General features: G+C 64.5%; 17 protein-coding genes. 7 read left to right on the top strand and 10 right to left on the bottom strand.

Annotated features, from left to right (window positions below; genetic code table 11):
• The first annotated feature begins 96 nt into the window (after positions 1–96).
• Complete coding sequence (locus G467_RS0102450; protein ID WP_022968144.1) at positions 97–2,124, top strand: NADPH-dependent 2,4-dienoyl-CoA reductase; 2,028 nt, start codon at positions 97–99, stop codon at positions 2,122–2,124.
• 419 nt (positions 2,125–2,543) lie between these two features.
• Positions 2,544–2,996 (top strand): cell wall hydrolase, encoded by a 453-nt coding sequence (locus G467_RS0102455; RefSeq protein WP_022968145.1) that lies wholly within the window; start codon positions 2,544–2,546, stop codon positions 2,994–2,996.
• A gap of 69 nt (positions 2,997–3,065) precedes the next feature.
• Here G467_RS0102455 and prpC read toward each other — a convergent pair whose 3' ends face one another.
• From prpC to G467_RS0102475, 4 genes are all read right to left on the bottom strand, one after another.
• Positions 3,066–4,220, bottom strand: coding sequence for a bifunctional 2-methylcitrate synthase/citrate synthase (gene prpC, locus G467_RS0102460; RefSeq protein WP_022968146.1), 1,155 nt, complete (start codon positions 4,218–4,220; stop codon positions 3,066–3,068).
• A gap of 90 nt (positions 4,221–4,310) precedes the next feature.
• Positions 4,311–5,201: a methylisocitrate lyase gene (gene prpB, locus G467_RS0102465; protein ID WP_022968147.1), complete on the bottom strand. Its 891-nt coding sequence runs from the start codon at positions 5,199–5,201 to the stop codon at positions 4,311–4,313.
• A 57-nt stretch (positions 5,202–5,258) separates the two neighbouring features.
• Positions 5,259–6,245: a malate dehydrogenase gene (locus tag G467_RS0102470; protein WP_022968148.1), complete on the bottom strand. Its 987-nt coding sequence runs from the start codon at positions 6,243–6,245 to the stop codon at positions 5,259–5,261.
• Positions 6,246–6,320: 75 nt separating this feature from the next.
• Positions 6,321–7,520: a pyridoxal phosphate-dependent aminotransferase gene (locus G467_RS0102475; RefSeq protein WP_022968149.1), complete on the bottom strand. Its 1,200-nt coding sequence runs from the start codon at positions 7,518–7,520 to the stop codon at positions 6,321–6,323.
• 154 nt (positions 7,521–7,674) lie between these two features.
• On the opposite strand from G467_RS0102475, the gene G467_RS17265 reads away from it, so the two are divergent.
• The 3 genes from G467_RS17265 to G467_RS0102490 are packed head-to-tail and all read left to right on the top strand — an operon-like array spanning position 7,675 to position 10,168.
• Positions 7,675–8,412, top strand: coding sequence for a hypothetical protein (locus G467_RS17265; protein WP_051130367.1), 738 nt, complete (start codon positions 7,675–7,677; stop codon positions 8,410–8,412).
• The gene (locus G467_RS17270; RefSeq protein ID WP_022968151.1) at positions 8,409–9,584 is read left to right on the top strand and encodes a M48 family metallopeptidase; all 1,176 of its coding nucleotides are present in this window, start codon (positions 8,409–8,411) and stop codon (positions 9,582–9,584) included. The genes G467_RS17265 and G467_RS17270 overlap by 4 nt, the downstream gene beginning before the upstream one ends.
• A complete protein-coding gene (locus tag G467_RS0102490; RefSeq protein WP_022968152.1) occupies positions 9,581–10,168 on the top strand; it encodes a hypothetical protein in 588 nt (195 codons plus the stop codon). Before G467_RS17270 ends, G467_RS0102490 begins: the two co-directional genes overlap by 4 nt.
• 92 nt (positions 10,169–10,260) lie before the next feature.
• Here G467_RS0102490 and G467_RS0102495 read toward each other — a convergent pair whose 3' ends face one another.
• Entirely contained in the window at positions 10,261–10,770 is a 510-nt protein-coding gene (locus G467_RS0102495; RefSeq protein WP_022968153.1) for a peptidylprolyl isomerase, read from the bottom strand.
• Between the two features lie 152 nt (positions 10,771–10,922).
• Here G467_RS0102495 and typA point away from each other — a divergent pair, with 152 nt between their 5' ends.
• On the top strand, positions 10,923–12,764 hold the full coding sequence (gene typA, locus G467_RS0102500) for a translational GTPase TypA (protein WP_022968154.1): 1,842 nt from the start codon (positions 10,923–10,925) through the stop codon (positions 12,762–12,764).
• Between the two features lie 244 nt (positions 12,765–13,008).
• Positions 13,009–14,598 carry an amidase gene (locus tag G467_RS15105; RefSeq protein ID WP_051130368.1) on the top strand — a complete coding sequence of 530 codons (1,590 nt, stop codon included), beginning with the start codon at positions 13,009–13,011 and terminating at the stop codon, positions 14,596–14,598.
• A gap of 39 nt (positions 14,599–14,637) precedes the next feature.
• Here G467_RS15105 and G467_RS15110 read toward each other — a convergent pair whose 3' ends face one another.
• From G467_RS15110 to G467_RS0102535, 5 genes are all read right to left on the bottom strand, one after another.
• A complete protein-coding gene (locus tag G467_RS15110) occupies positions 14,638–15,777 on the bottom strand; it encodes a WD40/YVTN/BNR-like repeat-containing protein (protein ID WP_022968157.1) in 1,140 nt (379 codons plus the stop codon).
• A gap of 4 nt (positions 15,778–15,781) precedes the next feature.
• A complete protein-coding gene (locus G467_RS0102520; protein ID WP_026802295.1) occupies positions 15,782–17,176 on the bottom strand; it encodes a class II 3-deoxy-7-phosphoheptulonate synthase in 1,395 nt (464 codons plus the stop codon).
• A 91-nt stretch (positions 17,177–17,267) separates the two neighbouring features.
• Positions 17,268–17,789: a disulfide bond formation protein B gene (locus tag G467_RS0102525; RefSeq protein ID WP_022968159.1), complete on the bottom strand. Its 522-nt coding sequence runs from the start codon at positions 17,787–17,789 to the stop codon at positions 17,268–17,270.
• 160 nt (positions 17,790–17,949) lie between these two features.
• Complete coding sequence (gene rplQ, locus G467_RS0102530; protein ID WP_022968160.1) at positions 17,950–18,336, bottom strand: 50S ribosomal protein L17; 387 nt, start codon at positions 18,334–18,336, stop codon at positions 17,950–17,952.
• A 28-nt stretch (positions 18,337–18,364) separates the two neighbouring features.
• Positions 18,365–19,360 (bottom strand): DNA-directed RNA polymerase subunit alpha, encoded by a 996-nt coding sequence (locus G467_RS0102535; protein ID WP_022968161.1) that lies wholly within the window; start codon positions 19,358–19,360, stop codon positions 18,365–18,367.
• Positions 19,361–19,372 lie beyond the last annotated feature (12 nt).

The raw sequence follows: 19,372 nt of genomic DNA on the forward strand, positions 1-19,372 counted from the left end.
GCCGGCGGACGGCCACCGCCCCGCTCCCGCCGATCGGCTTGTTTGCTTCACGCTAGTCGGGCATCGTTCCGGCCTTCCCTACGCCAGCGTACTCCGATGAGCACCCCGCCCTATCCGCACCTGTTCGCCCCGCTGGACCTGGGTTTCTGCACCCTGCCCAATCGCGTCCTGATGGGCTCGATGCATACCGGCCTCGAAGACAAGAGTCGCGACTACCCGAAACTGGCCGCGTATTTCCGCGAACGCGCCGAGGGCGGCGTCGGCCTGATGGTCACCGGCGGCGTGTCGCCCAATCTGGTCGGCTGGCTCAAACCCTTCGCCGCCAAGCTCAGCTGGCCCTGGGAAATCCACAAGCACCGGATCGTGACCAAGGCTGTGCACGAAGCAGGCGGCCGCCTCTGCCTGCAGATCCTGCACGCCGGACGCTACGGCTATCACCCGCTGACGGTGTCCGCCTCGCCCCTGCAGGCGCCGATCAACCCGTTCAAGCCGCGCGGCCTCAGTGCCTGGGGCGTGGAACGGCAGATCAAGGCCTATGTGAACTGCGCCCGCCTGGCGCGCGATGCCGGCTATGACGGCGTGGAAGTCATGGGATCGGAAGGCTATCTGATCAACCAGTTCCTTTCCGCGCGCACCAACAAGCGGACCGATGCCTGGGGCGGCACGCCGGAAAAGCGCATGCGTTTCGCCGTCGAAATCGTCCGCCGCATTCGCGAGGCCGTCGGCAAGGACTTCATTCTAATCTATCGATTGTCGATGGCCGAGTTGCTGCCCGATGGTTCGGACTGGAACGAGATCGTGATGCAGGCCAAGGCGATCGAAGCCGCCGGCGCGACCATCATCAATACCGGCATCGGCTGGCACGAAGCCCGGATTCCGACGATCGCGACCTCGGTACCGCGCGCGGCTTTCGCCGGCGTCACCGCCAAGCTCAAGCCGCATGTATCGCTGCCCCTGGTCGCGACCAATCGCATCAACATGCCGGAAGTCGCCGAACAGGTGCTGGCGTCCGGCCAGGCCGACATGGTGTCGATGGCGCGACCGCTGCTGGCCGATCCGGCCTGGGTCGCGAAGGCGCGAAGCGGCCGTCGCGACGAGATCAACACCTGCATCGCCTGCAATCAGGCCTGCCTGGATCATGCGTTCGAGAACAAGAACGCCAGCTGCCTGGTCAACCCGCGCGCCTGCGCGGAAACCGAGCTCAACTACACCCGCACGACCTCGCCGAAAAAGATCGCTGTCGTCGGCGCCGGTCCCGCCGGCCTGGCCTGCGCGTCGGTCGCCGCAGAGCGCGGACACAAGGTGACCTTGTTCGATGCGGCGCCGCAGATCGGCGGGCAGTTCAACCTCGCCAAGCAAATTCCCGGCAAAGAAGAATTCCACGAGACCCTGCGCTATTTCGGCAAGCAACTGGCCTTGCATGGCGTCGACCAGCGGCTTGGCGTGCGGGTGACCGCCGACGAACTGCAGGCCGGCGGCTACGACGAGATCGTGCTCGCCACCGGCATCACGCCGCGCAAGGTTGCTTTCCCGGGTTCGGACCATCCCAAGGTCTGCAGCTATCTGGATGTGCTGACGGGCAAGATCAAGGTCGGCGCCAGCGCGGCGCTGATCGGTGCCGGCGGCATCGGTTTCGACGTCGCCGAATTCCTCGTCCAGGACGCGCCCTCGCCCAGCGTCGATACCGCTCGCTGGATGGCTGAATGGGGCGTCCGACCGGATTTCGAAGGCCCCGGCGGCCTGACCAAACCCCATGTCGAGGCACCCGCCCGGCAGATCTGGCTGCTCCAGCGCAGCCCCGGCAAGCCCGGCGCCAAGCTTGGCAAGACCACGGGCTGGATCCACCGTTCGACGCTCAAGGCCAAAGGCGTGAAAGCCCTCGGCGGCGTGGAGTACTTGGGCGTGGACGATGCCGGCCTGCGCATCCGGGTCGGCGGCAAGGAAGAAGTGCTGGCCGTCGACGCGGTCGTGGTCTGTGCCGGCCAGGAGCCGCTGCGGGCCCTGGTCGAACCGCTGCAGGCGGCCGGCCGGACGCCGCATCTGATCGGCGGCGCGGACGTGGCCGCCGAACTCGATGCCAAACGCGCGATTTCCCAGGGCAGTCGCCTGGCGGCTACTTTTTGATCAAGTCTAGCCGCCTGGACCGTTCCGCCAAGACCTAAATCCCCGCCGTGACAGGCCTCCGACAAGCCTCCCGACAAGCGGTCCAGCCCAATTCCGCCCCAACAAAAACCGTGACTTGGCGCACATTCAGAGTAATCACTCCAAGTAAAATCAAGGGTTTATAACAACCCATTCAGGCAAGGTTCGGTTTTCCCCCGTAGGATGCGCCCCCGAACCGACCCGAAAGCACCCGGGTCACCCACGGTCCCGCAGTGCACGGTCAGCGGGAATTTCCAGGACGGCCTACTGAACCGCCGCCAGGAATGCGAGCCACGCTCGTCCATCCCCAACACGTTACGCCCGCCCTCGCCGCGCTGGTCTTTGGACCTGCAGGCAGCGATGCACCGCCAGGACGGACCACGGAGCAAGGACCCCGCGCAATGAAGCTTTCGTTCCTCCTTTGGCTGGCCAGTTTTCTGCCCCAGCCGGCCGCCGATCCCCTGTGTCTGGCGACCACCGTCTATCTCGAAGCCCGCGACCAGTCCGAACTGGGCCAGCGCGCGGTCGCCGAGGTGGCTCTGCGCCGCCAGGAAAGCGGTCGCTGGGGCGACTCGGTCTGCGAGGTCGTCACGGCGCCCAAGCAGTTCGCCCCCACCCTGGTGAACCCGGGCCTGCGCCTGAGCAATGTCGAAGCCTGGCAGCAGGCCGTGAACGTCGCCTTCGCGGCCCAGAAGGATTGGCAGCAGCCGATCGCCGACCGGCATGAGGTGGTTCCGGGGGCCAGCCACTTCGCGGCCCTGGATTTGGCACAGCCGACCTGGCGCAACTACCCGGAAGTCGCGACGATCGGCTCGCACACGTTCTATCGGGTCGACCGCCTGCGCGCGCGCTGAGACACGCGTTTCGGAAAAGAAAGAGCCGCCCAAGGGCGGCTCTTTCTATTTGCGGCGAACGCAGATCGCTCAGCGCTTGTCGATCGGAACATAAGCACGATCTTCCGGGCCGGTGTAATTGGCGCTGGGACGAATGATCTTGCCGTCCTCGCGTTGTTCGATCACGTGCGCCGACCAGCCGCTGGTGCGCGCGATCACGAACAGCGGCGTGAACATCGGCGTCGGAATGCCCATCATGTGGTACGCCGAGGCGCTGTACCAATCCAGATTCGGGAACATCTTCTTCAAATCCATCATCAGCGTCTCGATGCGCTCGCTGACGTCGAACAGGGTCTGATTGCCGCCGTCCTTGCACAGGGCGCGCGAGATTTCCTTGATGATCGGATTGCGCGGATCGCCGATCGTGTAGACCGGGTGACCGAATCCGATGACGATTTCCTTGCGCTCGACGCGGGCGCGGATGTCCGCTTCCGCCTCGTCGGCACTCGCGTAGCGAGAGATGATGTCCATCGCCACTTCGTTGGCGCCGCCGTGCTTCGGACCGCGCAGCGCGCCGATCGCCCCGGTGAGACAGCTGAACATGTCGGAGCCGGTGCCGGCGATCACGCGCGCGGTGAAGGTGCTCGCGTTGAATTCGTGTTCGGCGTACAGCACCAGCGACCGGTCCAGCGAGCGCTCGTGCAGCGCGCTCGGCGGCTCGCCGTGCAGCAGGTGCAGGAAATGCGCGGCGATGGAATCGTCGTCGGTTTCGCAGTCGATGCGTTTGCCGCTGCGGGTGAAATGCCACCAGTACAGCAGCATGGAACCGAAACTCGCCATCAGGCGGTCGGCGATGTCGCGCGCTTCCGCGGCCGGATGCGTTTCGCGCTCGGGCAGCACGGTACCCAAGACCGAGCAGCCGGTGCGCAGCACGTCCATCGGGTGGGCGTTGGCCGGCACGAGCTCCAGCGCGTCGGCGACGATCGCCGGCAGGCCACGAAGACGCTTGAGCTTGGTGCGATACGCCTTCAGCTGCGATGCCGTCGGCAGCGCGCCATGCACGAGCAGGTGCGCGACTTCCTCGAAGGTCGACTGCGTCGCCAGGTCGTGGATGTCGTAGCCGCGGTAGTGCAGGTCGTTGCCGCTGCGGCCGACCGTGCACAACGCGGTATTGCCCGCAGCGGTGCCGCTCAGGGCGACGGACTTCTTGGCCTTGGGAAGAACTTGTTCGGCAGGTGCGTTCATGGAGCGATCTCGTGGCAGGCGCCCGTAGGCGGTTGAATACGGATTTTAGCGCGTCGGCACCACCGGAAGCAGGGTGCGAACAGCCTGAAATCAGCCATTGCCCTTGTCGGCGAACAACTGGTCGAGCTTGTCTTCATAGGCGTGGTAGCCCAGATAGTCGTAGAGCTCGGCACGCGTCTGCAGTGTGTCGATGATGTTCTTCTGCGTGCCTTCGCGACGCACCGTCTCGTAGAAGTTCAGGGCGGCCTTGTTCATCGCGCGATAGGCACCGCAGCAGTACAGAGCGATGTCGACCTGCGCGTCGCGCAGTTCCTCGGTGGTGAAGAACGGCGTGGAGCCGAACTCGGTGAGGTTGGCCAGGATCGGTACCTTCACGGCCGCCTTGAAGCGACGATAGTCCTCAAGCGTTTTCATCGCCTCAGGAAAGATCATGTCGGCGCCAGCCTCGACATAGGCGCAGGCGCGCTCGATGGCGGAATCGATGCCTTCCACGGCAGCAGCATCGGTGCGCGCCATGATCACGAAACCGGCATCGGTGCGGGCGTCGACGGCGGCCTTGACGCGATCGACCATTTCGCCGAGCGACACGACTTCCTTGCCCGGGCGATGGCCGCAACGTTTCTGGCCGACCTGGTCTTCCATGTGCACGGCGGCCACGCCGGCATTGCTGAAGCTGCGGATGGTGCGCGCGATATTGAACGCGCCGCCCCAGCCGGTATCGATGTCGACGAGCAGCGGCAGCTGCGTGGCGTCGACGATGCGGCGCGCATCGGTGAGCACGTCCTCCATCGAACTGATGCCGAGGTCGGGCATGCCCAGGGAATTGGCGGCCACGCCACCACCGGAAAGATACAGCGCCTTGTAGCCGACGCGTTTGGCCATCATGCCGGCATAGGCGGTGATCGCGCCCATGACCTGCAGCGGGGTTTCTGCGGCGAGTGCGGCGCGGAAGCGCGCGCCGGCGGAGTGATTGCTGTCCATCGATAGTCCTTGCAAATGCGAAGGCGACCCGCAGGTCGCCTTCGTGTTTTCCTGCGATCAGCCCAGCAGGCTGGCGACGCCGGCGCGCTCTTCCTCGAGCTCGGCGAGGGTCTTGTTCATCATCTCGCGGCTGTAGTCGTCGATGACCAGGCCCGACACGATCTCGTACTTGCCGTCCTTGCACACCACCGGGAAGCCGTACATGACGTCCTTGGGAATGCCGTAGCTGCCATCGGACGGAATGCCCATCGTCGCCCACTTGCCATCGGTCCCGAGCACCCAGTCGCGCAGGTGGTCGATGGCGGCATTGGCCGCGGACGCCGCCGAGCTCAGGCCACGCGCTTCGATGATCGCCGCGCCGCGCTTGCCGACCTTCGGGATGAAGGTTTCGCGGTTCCAGGATTCGTCGCCGATCTTGTCCTTCAGCGAGCTGCCGCCGACGGTCGCGAAACGGTAGTCGGGGTACATGGTCGGGCTGTGGTTGCCCCAGACGACCAGTTTTTCGATGTCGGCCACGGCGACGCCGGCCTTGATCGCCAGCTGCGACAGCGCGCGGTTGTGGTCCAGACGCAGCATCGCGGTGAAATTCTTCGGATTCAGGTCCGGGGCCGACTTCATCGCGATGTACGCGTTGGTGTTGGCCGGGTTGCCGACCACAAGCACCTTCACGTCGCGCGAAGCGACCTTGTTCAGGGCCGCACCCTGCGCGGTGAAGATCTTCGCGTTCTCGAGCAGCAGATCCTTGCGCTCCATGCCCGGGCCGCGCGGACGCGCGCCAACGAGCAAGGCGACATCGGCGTCCTTGAACGCGACTTCGGCATCGTCCGTGCCGACCATGCCGACCAACAGCGGGAACGCGCAGTCTTCAAGCTCCATCATCACGCCCTTGAGCGCGGCCTGGGCTTTTTCCATCGGCAGTTCAAGCATCTGCAGGATGACGGGCTGGTCCTTGCCGAGCATTTCGCCGGAAGCGATGCGAAACACGAGCGAATAACCGATCTGGCCGGCGGCACCGGTAACTGCGACGCGAACGGGGGATTTCACGATGACACTCCTTCGATCAATTGGGACAGATTCTGTTGACGGCCCCGGCGCGGACCGGGGCGACGCGGGCGGGACTCAGGCCAGTTCGGCGAAGAATTCCTTGAACCGCTTCAAGCCTTCGGGCAACTGCGCCGTCGGGCAGGTGTAGGAAATACGCAGCGCGCGCGGCTCGCCGAACGCCGAACCGGGCACGCAGGCGACGCCCTTGGCTTCGAGCAGCAGATTGCACAGGTCGACGTCGTTCTCGATCTTCTTGCCGTCGTGCGACTTGCCGAACGCGCAGGAAATATCCGGGAACACATAGAACGCGCCCTGCGGCTTCGGGCAGATCACGCCGGGGATGGAGTTCATGACCGCCATGACCTGGTCGCGCTTAGCCTGGAATTCGGCGTTCTTGCTCGTCGGCACATCCTGCGGCCCGGTCAACGCGGCGATCGCGGCGGCGGTGACCACTTCCGGAATATTGGTGATGTGGTTGGAATTGAGCGTGGTGAGCGCCTTGGCCACGAGCTCGGGACCGACCATGAAACCGACGCGCCAACCCGGCATGCCATAGGTCTTCGACAGCGAGTCGACGAAGATCACGCGGTCGCGCAGGCTCGGCTGGAAATGCACGAAGTTGTGATAGCCCAGGCCGTCGAACACCATGCGGTTGTAGATGTCGTCGGTGACGATCCAGGTGTCGGGATACTTGACCAGCACGTCGGCGAGCGCGGAGATCTCGTCCTTGGTGTAGACCATGCCCGTGGGATTGTTCGGGTTGTTGAACAGGAAGATCTTCGGCTTGCTCGCGAGCGCGGCATCGAGCTGCGCCGGCGTGAGCTTGTAGTTCTGGCTCGCCGGGCACGGGAGCTCGAGGCTCTTGGCGTTGCAGATTTCGGCGATGTCGGCGTAGGTCGTCCAGTACGGCACGGCATAGGCGATCGTGTCGCCTTCGTCGAGCAGCGCCTCGGCGAGGTTGTAGAGCACGTGCTTGGCGCCGATGCCGGTCGAACAGTTGGCGCGCGTGTAGCCGGTCAGGCCGGTCGCTTCGATATGCTTGAGGAACGCGTCGAGCAGCGCATCGGAACCGCGATTGGAGCCGTACTGGCCCGAATCCTTGCCCAGCGCATCGCGGGCGGCCGCGTAGACATGCTCGGCCGGCAGGAAATTCGGCACGCCGATCGAGAAACTGATGATGTCGCGGCCGGCGGCCTTGAGGGACTTGGCTTTTTCGGCAACGGCCATGATGGCGCTGGGCTTGGCGCGGCCCATGCGCCGGGCGAGCTGGAGCATCGCGAACCTCGGCAAATTTGGTGGGGTTTTCCGATCGGAACGGGTCGTGAGAATCGGGCGGGAAAGCCCAAAAATTGTAGCACAGCGCCCCTCCCCGACCGGGGGGCTTGCCAGCGGCACACGGCAGGGATCAGGCTTGATCATGGAGAAGCCCATGACCCCTACTCGCAAACCTCGCGTCTCGCCCGTCCGTCTGGTTCTGCTGCTCTTGCTGGCGCTGCTGCTGCCGCTCTCGGCACTGGCCTACAACAAGAACCGCGTCGCCACGGATGCCAACGGCCAGCCCCTGCATATTTCCGGCAGCGTGGTCATCATCGAGCCGGATATCGAGCTGTCCGAAGTCCTGGCCGGCGGCGTCACCGAGCCCCGGCGGGAATGGACCCAGGCTGCGCGTCGGCTGTACCCGGCCGCGGTGCGTTCGCGGCTGACTGGCGCCAGCAAGACCCTGGTTCCGGACTACCGCATTCCCGTCGACCTGCCCCCGGCGTCGCGCATGGGCCAGATCATTCGGCTCAACGAAGCCGTGTCGATGAGCGTGCTGGCCTACTCTTCACCGGGCAACCAGCTCGCCACCAAGGGCAAGCGTCTGGACTGGACGCTCGGCCCGGGCGTGGAGGAACTGCGCAAAGCCACCGGCGCCGACTACGCGCTGTTCACCTACATGCGCGATAGCTACACCAGCGCCGGACGCAAGGCCTTGCGTGTCGTCGGCCTGCTGCTGCTCGGCGGCGACATCGGCGGCGGCTCGCAGATCGGCGTGACCACGCTGGTCGACCTGCGCACCGGCCAGGTCGTCTGGTTCAATTTCCTCGCCAAGCAAACCGGCGATCTTCGCGATGAGCAGGGCGCGTCCGCGACCGTGAACAACATGCTGCAGGGACTGCCGCTTTGAAGCGCCGGCACGCGCTCGCCCTGTCGCTGGCCCTGGCGTTTTCGGCGAACATCGCCCATGCCGGCGCCGCGATCACCTCGGCCAAGCCCGGCGAACGCCCCGCTCCGGGCACCGATGAAGCCGAACTGTGGTTCGCGATGGACGAAGCCGAGCTGCAGTTGCGCCAGGCGCCGCAGCTGGTGCGCGATCCGGCACTCAATGCCTATGTCCGCGACGTGACCTGCAAGGTGTCTGGCGAGTTCTGCAAGGACCTGCGCATCTACATCGTCGAGATGCCCTACTTCAACGCGTCGATGGCACCCAACGGCATCCTCATCGTCTGGACCGGCGCCTTGCTGCGCATGCAGAACGAAGCGGAGCTCGCCCTGGTCCTGGGCCACGAATTCGGCCACTACCGCGAACGTCACAGCCTGCAGCAGTGGCGCCGCATCAAGAAAAGCTCGGCCCTGCTCAGCACGTTTGGCATCCTCACTGCGGGCGCAGGCGTGGGATTGGCCGGACAACTGGCCGGCATCGCCGGTGGCGCGAGCATGATGAAATTCAGCCGCGACAAGGAGCGTGAGGCCGACCGCATTGGCTTCGGCAAACTCGTCGAACAAGGTTACGACCCGCACGTCGGCGAACGATTGTGGGACGGCATGCTGCGCGAGGAGAACGCCCGCGACTACGGCAAGCCGATGCCGGTGTTCGCCAGCCACCCGCAAACCGCCGAACGCCGCGACGACCTCAAGGCCGCCGCCGACGCGGTCGCCTCGCCCGGCAAGGAACTCGGCGAGGACCGCTACCGCGCCGCCGTGCATCCTTTCCTCAAGCAATGGCTGGAAGGCGAGCTGACCCGGCGCATGTACGCCACCTCGATCCAGGTCATCGGCGATCTGCGGAAAACTGCGGCGCCGGCCGACCGCGGTCTGTACACCTTCTTCCTGGGCGAAGCCCATCGTCGCCGCAACAAGAACGATGACAGGGCGCAGGCCGCAACGTTTTACGCACAATCGGTGGGCGAGCCGGGTGCACCGGCCGAAGCCTGGCGCGAACATGGCATGGCGTTGCGCGAAAGCGGACAGAAAGTGGCCGCCGCCTCGGCCTTGCACCACTATCTCGATGCGTCCCCGGATGCGCCCGATCGCGCCTTCGTGCTTAGCTACCTCGCCGAACTGGAGGCCAAACCGTGACCCGTCTGTTCCGCTGCGCCGCGCTGCTCGTCTTCATCGCCCTGCTGGCGTCCTGCGCCAGCCCTGGTCGCAAGCTGGTGGCGGCCAACAGCGGCATCACGGTGCTCGATCTGCAGCTCGACACCTCGTTGGACTGGTCGCGCACGAAAATCACCCGCGCCGAGGTCTGGACGATCGACGGCATTCCGCTGAACCGCTTCCTGGTCATCGCCAACATCCGTCCGAACGAACACGTCTTCCTGGCGGCACGCGAGCGCAAGGGCCGCCCCGACGGCCCGTGGTACCGACCGGGCATGCGCGCCGACGAAATTCGCGACGTATTGCTCGATGCGATGCGCGAGGACGGCTTCAACAACATCAGCAGCTCGAACCTGCGCCCGGCGAAATTCGGCACGGTAGATGGCCTGCGTTTCGACGCGGTGATGACCAGCAGCAACGGCCTCATCTACAAGGCGACCTTCGGTGCGGCCGAGTACAAGGGCAAGTTGACGCACTTCAGCTGGATCGCGCCGTCCGAGCACTACTACGAGCGCGACGTCGCGGCGGTGAATCGCATGTTCGATTCGATCCGCTTCGTGAAATAACCGGGCCGCCGCCAAGGGGCCAAAAAGAAAAACCCGTCACTCGCGTGACGGGTTTTTTGATTGCCGGCAGCGGCGTGCCGAAGCGAACGAACTCAGCGTGCGTCGAGCACCTGGTTCCACTCGGCCACGCGCGGCGCCTGTGCGGCGAGAACGGCATCGACATCACCCTCCAGGGTCACGCTGTCGATCTTGTCGCTGCCGCGGATCGCGTCGACGACCTTCTGGTCTTCGGCGCCGATGACTTCGCCGAACACGGTGTGCTTGCCGTCGAGCCACGGGGTCGCGACGTGGGTGATGAAGAACTGGCTACCATTGGTACGCGGACCGGCATTGGCCATCGACAGCACGCCCGGCTTGTCGTGGCGCAGGTCCGGACGGCATTCGTCCTCGAACTTGTAACCGGGGCCGCCGGTGCCGGCACCCTGCGGGCAGCCGCCCTGGATCATGAAGTCCGGGATCACGCGGTGGAAGTTCAGGCCGTCGTAGTAGCCCCGGCGAACCAGGTTCACGAAGCTGGCCACGGTGACCGGGGCCTTGTCGGCGAACAGGCGGAGGCGGATCGGGCCGCGGGCGGTATTGAAGGTGGCGATCAGGTCGGACATGGGGGCTCCTGAGAGGTCGGGACGGGCCTGAGCCCGCAAAGGGCACCTAGGATGCCACAGGGCCGGCCGTTTCGGCCGATCCGGGCCCGTTTCGGGCTATAATCGCCGGCTTCCTTCCCCAGAGTCAGCGCCGTCTTCCGGCGTGCCCCCTCATGTCCATCGAAAAGCTGCGCAACATCGCCATCGTCGCCCACGTCGACCACGGTAAAACCACCCTCGTCGACCAGCTGCTCAAGCAGTCGGGCACCTTCAGCGAACGCACGGTCACCACCGAGCGGATGATGGACAGCAACGACATCGAAAAGGAACGTGGCATCACGATCCTGTCGAAGAACACGGCGATCCGCTGGAAGTCGCCCGAGGGCGAGGAATACCGCATCAACATCGTCGACACCCCGGGCCACGCCGACTTCGGCGGTGAGGTCGAGCGCGTGCTGTCGATGGTCGATTCCGTGCTGATCCTGGTCGACGCAATGGACGGCCCGATGCCGCAGACGCGCTTCGTGACCCAGAAGGCGTTCGCGATGGGCTTCAAGCCGATCGTCGTCGTCAACAAGGTCGACCGTCCGGGCGCGCGCCCGGGTTGGGTGCTCGACCAGACCTTCGACCTGTTCGACCGCCTCGGCGCGACCGACGACCAGCTCGATTTCCACACCGTCTACGCCTCGGCGTTGCACGGCTATGCCGGTCTCGATCCGGAAGTGCGCTCGGGCAATATGGATCCGCTGTTCCAGTCGATCGTCGACCACGTCAAGCCGCCGCCGGTGAACATGGACGGCCCGTTCCAGATGCGCATCACCTCGCTCGACTACAACAACTACGTCGGCATCATCGGCGTGGGTCGCGTGCAGCGCGGCACGATACGCACGAACATGCCGGTCACCGTGATCGACCGCGACGGCAAGACGCGCAACGCCAAGGTGCTGCAGGTGCTCGGCTTCATGGGCCTGGAGCGCCATGAGGTGAAGGAAGCGAACGCCGGCGACATCATCGCGATCTCGGGCATCGAAGGCCTGAGCATCTCCGAAACCGTCTGCGACCCGTCCGCTGTCGAGCAGTTGGAAGTGCTCACCGTCGACGAACCGACGATCAGCATGACCTTCCAGGTGAACAACTCTCCGTTCGCCGGCAACAAGGACCGCAGCGGCGGCAAGTTCCTGACCTCGCGCCAGTTGCGCGATCGCCTGATGCGCGAGACGCAGCACAACGTCGCGCTGAAAGTCGAAGATACCGAGGACGCCGACAAGTTCAAGGTCAGCGGCCGCGGCGAATTGCACTTGTCGATTCTCATCGAAACGATGCGCCGCGAAGGCTACGAGCTCGCCGTGTCGCGCCCGGAAGTGATCGTCAAGGTCATCGACGGCGTGAAGCAGGAGCCGTATGAGTCGCTGGTCGTCGACCTCGAAGAGCAGTTCCAGGGCGGCGTGATGTCGCGCCTGGGCGAGCGTCGCGCGCAGATGCAGAACATGGAACCGGACGGCAAGGGCCGCGTCCGCATCGACTTCATCATTCCCGCGCGCGGCCTGATCGGCTTCCAGACCGAATTCCGCACGATCACCGCCGGCACCGGCCTGCTGTTCCACGTGTTCGACCACTACGGCCCGAAGGCCGACGGCAACATCGGCCAGCGCCAGAACGGTGTGCTGATCTCCAACGGCACCGGTCCGTCGCCGGCTTACGCGCAGATCGCGATGCAGGAACGCGGCCGCCTGATGGTCGAGCCGGGCGAAGAAATCTACGAAGGCCAGATCGTCGGCATCCACGCCAAGGACAACGACCTCACGGTCAACGCCCTGCGTGGCAAGCAGCTAACCAACTTCCGCGCCTCGGGCACCGACAAGGACGAGGGCCTGATCCCGGCCATCAAGATGTCGCTCGAGCAGGCGCTGGAATTCATCGACGACGACGAACTGGTCGAAGTCACTCCGGTCGCGATCCGCCTGCGCAAGAAAGAGCGCACCGAAAACGACCGCAAGAAGGCCGCGCGCGGCTGATCGCCTGCGGTTCGATCCGATTGCCCCGGGCCCGCCCGGCGCGCAATACTCGCAAGGCCCGGCATGAGAATGCCGGGCCTTGTCCGTTCCGGAGCCTGCGCATGCCCGTGAGCCGCCCGATCCCGATACGCGACGCCTACTTCCGTGGCATGCGCAAGTTCCGGACTTGCGACCCAGACGGGCATGTGGTCTGGTTCGGCCAGGACATGCCACCCGACAATGACGTTTCCTCGAAGGAATGACCATGCGCCGTCTCCTGCTTCTGGCCTGCGTGCTGCTGCTTGCGAGCTGCAAACCCGAAACGAACACGCCCGTGCCGGGCACGACGCCGTCCGCTGGCTCCGGGCCAGAGGTCGCGGAGCTCAGCCTGGTCGATGCACAGAAAAAGCTCGCCTCGGGTGAACTGACCGCGCGCGCATTGACGCAGGCCTATCTCGACCGCATCGCGCGCATCGACAAGGCCGGGCCGACACTGAACTCAGTCATCGAACTCAACCCCGACGCGCTCCGCGACGCCGATGCGCTCGACGCCGAACGCAAGGCCGGCAAGGTGCGTGGACCGCTGCACGGGATCCCGGTGCTGCTGAAAGACAACATCGACGCCGTCGGCATGGCCAATTCCGCGGGTTCGCTTGCGCTTGCCGGCAATCGCCCGACGCAGGATGCGTTCCTGGTCGCGCGCCTGCGCGCGGCCGGCATGATCATCCTGGGCAAGACCAATCTCAGCGAGTGGGCGAACTTCCGCTCGACACGCTCGACCTCCGGCTGGAGTTCGCGCGGCGGTCAGACGCGCAACGCGTATGTGCTCGATCGCAATCCCTGCGGCTCCAGCGCGGGCACGGGCACGGCGATCGCCGCGAGCCTGGCCACGATCGGCGTCGGCACGGAAACCGACGGCAGTATCATCTGTCCCTCGTCCGTGAATGGCCTGGTCGGATTGAAGCCGACGGTCGGACTGGTGAGTCGCAACGGCATCATCCCGATCTCGATTTCCCAGGACACGGCGGGCCCGATGGGTCGCAGCGTCACGGATGTCGCGATTTTCATGAACGCGCTCGCCGGTGTCGATGAAGCCGATCCTGCCGGGCACGCTGCCGCGGGTAATATTCCCGACGACTACGCCGCGTATCTCAAGGCCGACTCTCTCAAAGGAAAGCGCATCGGGGTGCTGCGGCAGACAATGGGCTTCAATCCCGAGGTGGATGCCGGCATCGAAAAATCGATCGCGGCCTTGAAGGCGGCGGGTGCGGAAGTGGTCGACGTCGAGCTGCCCACCTATGGCAAGTGGGACGCGCCGGAATTCGAGATCCTGTTGTACGAATTCAAGGACGGTCTCAACAGCTATCTGAAGAGCCATGGTTCGGCGCACGCTTCGCTCGAAGCGCTGATCGCCTGGAACACGGCCAATGCCGACAAGGCGATGCCGATCTTCGGCCAGGAAATTTTCGAGAAAGCGCAGGCCAAGGGGCCGCTCACCGATGCCGCCTATATCAAGGCTCGGGACGACGCGCGCCGCCTGGCCGGCAAGGACGGTTTGCTCGCCGCCCTGGATGGCGACAACCTCGATGCGGTTATCGCGCCGAGCATGTCGCCGGCATGGCTCACCGACCCGGTCAACGGCGATCACTTCACCGGCGCCGGTTACGGCGTGGCGGCGGTCGCAGGTACGCCCAGCATCACCGTGCCGATGGGCGAGAGCCACGGCCTGCCGCTAGGCGTGACCTTCATGGGACGTCCGTACAGCGAACCGGAACTGATTGGCTTTGCGTATGCGTTCGAGCAGGCGACGAAAGCGCGTAAGGCGCCGGAGTACAAGGCGACGATTTCGCCTTAGTCGCGGTGACGGTCAACGGTTCCCGGCTACTGCGGGAGCCTACTCCGGCAGAATGAGACGTCCGAGCCGGCCACCGTCGCCGCTGAACCAGAAGGTGCGGCCGGCAACATCTACGCTGTCGTAGCCGCGCCCTGTGAGCGGAGACCATGTCTCGGTCTCCGGCTGGAAGCTGTCATTTCCCTCAGGCCCCACGACGACGCAAATCGCTCCACTGGAAAGACACGCCGACCCGGACCGATATCCGCGCAGTCCGGGTATGACGCCCGATCCGACAAAGGGAAAGGCTTCGATCACTCTCGATATCGGTTCCGGAAAGTAAGTCACGTCATTGCCTGATCGATGGACTTGGGGTGGAATGGACTTCTTGCTGTCTTGCAAGAAATGAAGGTAACTAGCCCCCATTCGCAAGGCCAATCCCGTGTTGAGTGGATGCTCGTAGTCTCCTCCCACCATCAGATACCTGCCACTCATCGGCGTGATGGAAAAGAAGCCCGTCGCCGATGAGGATGGAACATCAGATTGTCCAACCGGAATCCAAACACTCTTAGCTTCTGGGTCGTCCAACAAGTAATGCGCGCGTGCGACGGCACCACCCGTCGCGAAGATAGTCAGCTTTTCCTGCTCGTACAAAATGCACGTTCCGCTCGCGGCAAAAGCAGCTTCCCCGGGCTCAGCCTCGGGTCCGTCATCCATCAAGGACCACGTCGATCCCGCGTCCGATGTCCGATAGATCTGAAACTTCCCATCGGTCGGATCTCCCAGCAGCCGCCCTTCTCTGCCATCAAAACTAAAGCAGTCGAAGAACACATTCGGATTGGTGCTCTGCAAGGTGAGCGCCCAATTGCGTCCACCATCGCGCGTGCGATAGACCCGCGAATCCTCGCCCGGCCCAATGCTCAGGATCACCGCCTCATCGGCGCTGAATCCCTCCACGTCGCGGAAATCGAGTTTCTCCGCGCCCGGCACCTTGAACACGCCCCAGGTTTTGCCGGCGTCGACGGTGCGCAGCACGGTGCCTTCGCGGCCGCTGGCCCAGGCGATGTCGTCGCTGACGGCGGACAAACCGCGCAGACGCACGGTGACTGGCGAGGCTAGCGACTGGATTTCGGGGAGTTCTGCGGATGCGGCGGAAGCCGCGAACGTGCCGAGGAAAAATGCGGCGGTGAGAATCCGCCGCATTCGCTCAGGCCTGCGCGGGCTTGGCGAGCTGGCCCTGCTTGCGCACGATCAGCATCGCGATTTCCAGCGACTGCTCGTAGTTCAGGCGTGGATCGACCGTCGACCGGTAAGCACGCTCGAGATCGGTCTCGGTCAGTTCGCGTGCGCCACCCAGGCATTCGGTGACGTTTTCGCCGGTCAGTTCCAGATGTACGCCGCCCAGGCGCGAGCCCAGCGCGGCGTGGATGTCGAAGCTGCGATCGAGCTCGCTGCGGATATTGTCGAAGCGGCGCGTCTTGAAGCCGTTCGACGTGCTTTCGGTGTTGCCATGCATCGGATCGCAGATCCACAGTACCCGCTTCCCTTCGCGCTGCACGGCCTGCACGAGCGCCGGCAGTTTTTCTTCGACCTTGCCTGCACCCATGCGCTGGATGAAAGTCAGACGACCGGGCTCGTTGTCCGGATTCAGCGTGTCGGCGAGCTTGAGCAACTGCTCAGGCGTCACCGACGGGCCGACCTTGACCGCGACGGGATTGCGCAGGCCTCGGAAATATTCCACATGCGCACCATCGAGCTCGGCGGTACGCATTCCGATCCACGGAAAATGCGTGCTCAGGTTGAACCACCCCCACTGACGCGGCACCTGGCGCGTCAGCGCTTCCTCGTACGGCAGCAAGAGAGCTTCGTGCGAGGTGTAGAAATCGGCGCGATTGAGGTTGTGCAGGAATTCGCCGGAAATGGTTTCCATGAACTTCACGGCATCGCCGACGGCGGCGACCATACGGCGATAGTCTTCGGACAGTGGCGAATGACCGACCCAATCCAGGTCCCAGTATTCGGGGTGATGCAGGTCGGCGAAACCGCCGTCGATGAGGGCGCGGACAAAATTCATCGTCATCGCCGAGCGCGCATGGCCTTTGACCATGCGACGCGGATCGGGCGTGCGCGCTTCGACGGTGAAGTCGGGCTGATTGATGAAATCGCCGCGGTAGCTGGGCAGCGTCACGTCGCCCTTGGTTTCGGTATCGGTCGAACGCGGTTTTGCGTACTGACCCGCGAAACGACCCACGCGCACGACCGGAAGACGCAATCCGTGCACGAGCACCAGGCTCATCTGCAGCAGCACCTTGAGGCGGTTCGAAATCAGGCCGGACTCGCAATCGGTGAAGCTTTCCGCGCAATCGCCACCCTGCAGAACGAAGCGCTTTCCTTCCTGGGCCTCGGCGATCTGCTTCTTCAGCGCAAGGATCTCCCACGACGTCACCAGCGGCGGCAGCTGCGAGAGTTCGTCCTGTACGCCTGCGAGGGCGACGGCATCCGGATAAGTCGGCTGCTGCAGCGCGGTGCGCGCGCGCCAAGTACCCGGCGCCCAGTCGGACGGCACGGAGACGGATTGCAGCGGACGTTCGGTGGCGCTCATGGCGATGGCTTCTGCGACTCGGTTTTTGATCATCTCACGGGAATCTATGGAGTAAATATTCAGTGGCGGCGATGCGCCGGTGCAGCGTGCTTCAGCGCTGCATGAAGCCGCGATGGCGGAAGCCGGCACGCACCGTCGCGATGGCCATGCCGACAAACCACATCAGCGTCCAGCCCGGCATGGAAATGCCGAGGAAGATCCAGTCGACCTTGGCGCATTCGCCGGAAGCGGTGAAGACGCGCTTGACCACTTCCTGCAATGGGAACGCTTCGAGCATGTAGTCCAGCCCCATGCTCCCGCACAGCGGCACCTGGTCGGCCGGCAAGGACTGCAGATGCAGATGCCAGCCGGCCACGCCGGCGCCGGCGGCAGCGAAGATCGTCACGAGGATGGCGAAAATCTTGCGTCCGGTCGGACGCGGATTGAGCAGTGCGCCGATGAGGAAAAACACGCCCATGCCGACAAACGCCATGCGCTGCAGGATGCACAAAGGGCAAGGAAACATCAGCATGCCGTACTGCACGTAGAGCGCATAACCGAGCAGGCCGAAACAAATCACGCCGCCCAGAAGGAACTGGGCGCGGAAAGACCAGGAGAAGGGATTCGGAATCATGTTCGGCTACTGGAAAAGACGCCTCTGAACATACTCCTGCGAAAGCGGTTTCGGAAGTCGAAACACCTCACGGAAACATGCTCCCCGGTATGGCGACCGGGACCGCGCACAAACAAAAACCCCGGCCTAGGCCGGGGTTTTCAGTCGAACAACCGCCAGCTTACTCAGCCGTGGCGACCGCCGAGACCTGCGGGCGATCGACGAGTTCGACGTACGCCATCGGCGCGTTGTCGCCCGGGCGGAAGCCGCACTTGAGGATGCGCAGGTAGCCGCCGGGACGGGCCTTGTAGCGCGGGCCGAGTTCGACGAACAGCTTGCCGACCGCATCCTTGTCGCGCAGACGCGACATGGCCAGACGACGGTTGGCGACGCCATCGATCTTGCCGATGGTGATCAGCGGCTCGGCGACGCGACGGAGTTCCTTCGCCTTCAGCAGCGTCGTGCGGATCAGTTCGTGCTTGATCAGCGACGCCGCCATGTTGCTGAACATGGCTTCGCGGTGGGAAGAGGTGCGGCTGAAGTTACGGCCGGAGTTACGGTGGCGCATGGTCGTGTTTCCTTAATGTCGTCCGGGCTCAGCCCATCATGCCCTGCTGCAGGCCGGCCGGCGGCCAGTTCTCCAGCTTCATGCCAAGGGACAGGCCGCGCTGGGCGAGCACTTCCTTGATTTCGGTGAGCGATTTCTTGCCCAGGTTCGGGGTCTTGAGCAGCTCGACCTCGGTGCGCTGGATCAGGTCGCCGATGTAGTAGATGTTCTCGGCCTTGAGGCAGTTGGCCGAACGCACGGTCAGCTCCAGGTCGTCGATCGGGCGCAGCAGCACCGGGTCGACGCCGGCAACCGCCGACTTGGCCGGACCGCGATCGCGCTGGGTGAAGTCGCCGAACACCGACAGCTGGTCCGTGAGGATGTCAGCGGCCGTGCGGATGGCGTCTTCGGCGTCGATCGTGCCGTTCGTCTCGATGTCCAGAACCAACTTGTCGAGATCGGTGCGCTGCTCGACGCGGGCCGCTTCCACGGCATACGCGACGCGGCGAACCGGCGAGAAGCTGGCGTCGAGCATCAGACGGCCGATGGTGCGGGTTTCTTCATCCGGACGACGACGCGCAGTGGCCGGCTGGTAGCCGAAACCGCGCTCGATCTTCAGGCGCATGTTCAGCGCCGTGTCCTTGGTCAGCGTGCAGATCACATGGTCGAGATTGAGGATCTCGACGTTGTGGTCGGTCTTGATGTCGGCAGCGGTGACGACGCCCGGGCCCTTCTTTTGCAGGGTCAGGGTGGTCTGCTCGACGTTGTGCATGCGGATGGCGACATCCTTGAGATTCAGCAGAACCTCAAGCACGTCTTCCTGCAGGCCTTCAACCGTCGTGTACTCGTGCAGCACGCCGTCGATCTCGACTTCCGTGATGGCAAAGCCGGGGATCGAGGAAAGCAGCACGCGACGCAGGGCGTTGCCCAGCGTGTGGCCATAGCCGCGCTCCAGCGGTTCAATCACGACTTTGGCGCGGTTGGCGCCGAGGCGTTCAATATTCGGGCCGCGGGGACGCAGCACCTGGTGGGCGGAAACCGTCATGGACAGTGACAC

Origin of the sequence: Arenimonas oryziterrae DSM 21050 = YC6267 (assembly GCF_000420545.1) — a bacterium.
In the GTDB taxonomy this organism is placed as follows: domain Bacteria; phylum Pseudomonadota; class Gammaproteobacteria; order Xanthomonadales; family Xanthomonadaceae; genus Arenimonas; species Arenimonas oryziterrae.